The sequence below is a fragment of the Dyella sp. genome, assembly GCF_036384435.1.
In the GTDB taxonomy this organism is placed as follows: Bacteria; Pseudomonadota; Gammaproteobacteria; order Xanthomonadales; family Rhodanobacteraceae; genus GSA-30.
Genome location: NZ_DASVMI010000145.1, coordinates 1 through 2,066 on the forward strand (window position 1 = coordinate 1; position 2,066 = coordinate 2,066).

A 2,066-nucleotide genomic window follows, 5' to 3' on the forward strand; every position below is an offset into this window, starting at 1 on the left:
AGCCAGCATGGTGTGATACAGCGCGCTGTAGAAGGTGCGCTTGATGTCGTCCGATGGCGTATCGATATGGATGCGCGCCAGTTCGTGCTCCCATGCTGCCTCGGCCTGCTTGCGCACGCCCTCGAAGTCCCATTCGGGAACCTCGCGCGCGATATTGCGCAAGGCGCCTTCGACATCCACGCCCGAGATACCGACCTTGACCAGCAACGGTGTGCTATTGGCCTTGTCGAAGAACAGGGCGGCCTTGAGGTTCGTGCCGTCCACCTGTGACGTACCGTCACCCAACGCCGTATCGTTGGAGTACAGCGTCGCCTTGCGGAAGGGGCGCGAAACCTTCAGCGCGAAATAGATATGGCGCCCATTCGCCCATTGGTGTACCACGCGTGAGCCCACCAGGGTGTCGTTACCGACCAGCTTGAGCTTGGCATCGGTAATGCGGGTTGGCTCCTTGGGGTCGTCCTGGAAGCCGTGCGCGAAGTCGACCAGCAAGTGTGCATCACTTTCCTGGAACGTATAGCGATGAAGCCCGACACGCTCGCTGGCCGTAAGTTCGGCCAATACCTTGCTGTCGGTCAACTGGACGCGATAGTAGCCCGGGTGGGCCTGCTCCTGCGTATAGCGCGATCGATAGCCCTTGATGCCGGTCTTGTAGCCCTTCGGTTCGTTCGCGCCTGGGCGTACGCCATCGAACCGGGAGTGATAGTTCACGCCATCGTATTGGCGATCGCCCGGCTGCAATCGCACTTCGCCGATCGCCGGCACCACCAGCACATCGAGCATGTCGCTGGCACCCGTGCCGGACAGATGCGTGTGCGAAAAGCCCATGATCGAACCGTCGCCCTGGTGGTAGCCCGAGCTTCCATCCCATTGCGCATTGTAGGTATCGGGGCTGAGCTGCACCATGCCGAACGGCATCGTCGCGCCGGGGAACGTATGGCCGTGCCCGCCGGTGCCTACGAAGACGTCGACGTGGCGCAAGACCCCCTCGGCCAGCGCGGTCTTCTTGCCAGTGGCAGCGGCGGCGAAAGCGGGCAACGTGCCCGCCTGGCTGCCCAGGACGGAAAGGGCGGCCATGCCCTGGATGAACCGACGACGCGTGACCATGATGCTCGACTCCTTACAAGGTACCCATGCATGCCGTCGAAGCGGCATGCCCTGTGACTAGACGTGCTGACTTCAGGCCCGCCTCAGGACGGCGGGGTATTTCTGTGCTGTCTCGACGATCAGTTCGCCGAACAAGGTGTTGGCCCAGGCAAACCAGGAGCGAGTAAACGTGGCCGTGTCATCTTGATCGAAGGCTTCGTGCATGAAGCCGCTGCCGGCGTGGGTAGCCTTCAGTGCACGCAGGCATTGGGCAATTTCGGCCTCGTTGCTGCTGGTGAAGGCACGCATCATGATGGACATCGGCCAGATCATGCGCAGGCCCTCGTGTGGGCCGCCAATGCCTTCGCCGGCGCTTCCCTTGAAGAAGTATGGATTACGCGCACTCCACACCGCCGCGCGCGTGCGTTGATAGCGCGCATCGTCGAGTTTGCAGCTTTCCAGGTAGGGAAGGGCGAGCAGACTGGGGACATTGGCATCATCCATGAACAACTTGTTGCCATAGCCGTCCACTTCGTACGCCCATAGATCGCCCTGATCATCCCGAATGACACCATGCTCCTGCACGGCTTGCTGAATTTCGTTTGCCAATGCCTCGCACTCGCTGGCCTGAGCCTCGTCCTGGAACAGATTGCGCAGCATGGTGGCCAGTTGGCGCAGCGAGGTGACCGCAAACAGGTTGCCGGGGATATTGAATGGATAAAGCGTGGCATCGTCCGAAGGGCGAAACATGGCATGGATCATGCCCACCGGTCGCGTGGGGTTGCCGTAGCCGTGCAGGAACTGCGACTCGGTGGGATTCATCGACGTGCGCTGGAATTGGTAAGGGCCCGGGCCATGCTTGCGCTGCTGTTCGCGGAACGTGCGCACCACCGTGCGCATCGCATCGCGCCAGGCTTCATCGAAGGGCTGGTGGTCGCCGGTGCCCTGCCAGTAACCGTGAGCCAGGCGAATCGGGTAGCACA

General features: G+C 61.7%; 2 protein-coding genes. Both read right to left on the reverse strand.

The annotated features are described in order from the left end of the window. Nucleotides 1-1,104, reverse strand: a 1,104-nt coding sequence (locus VF436_RS14125) for a glycoside hydrolase domain-containing protein (RefSeq protein WP_330904669.1), incomplete at its 3' end; no start/stop codon positions are given. 72 nt (nt 1,105-1,176) lie between these two features. Beyond that, a partial coding sequence (locus tag VF436_RS14130) for a glycoside hydrolase family 125 protein (protein WP_330904670.1) occupies nt 1,177-2,066 on the reverse strand: 890 nt, incomplete at its 5' end.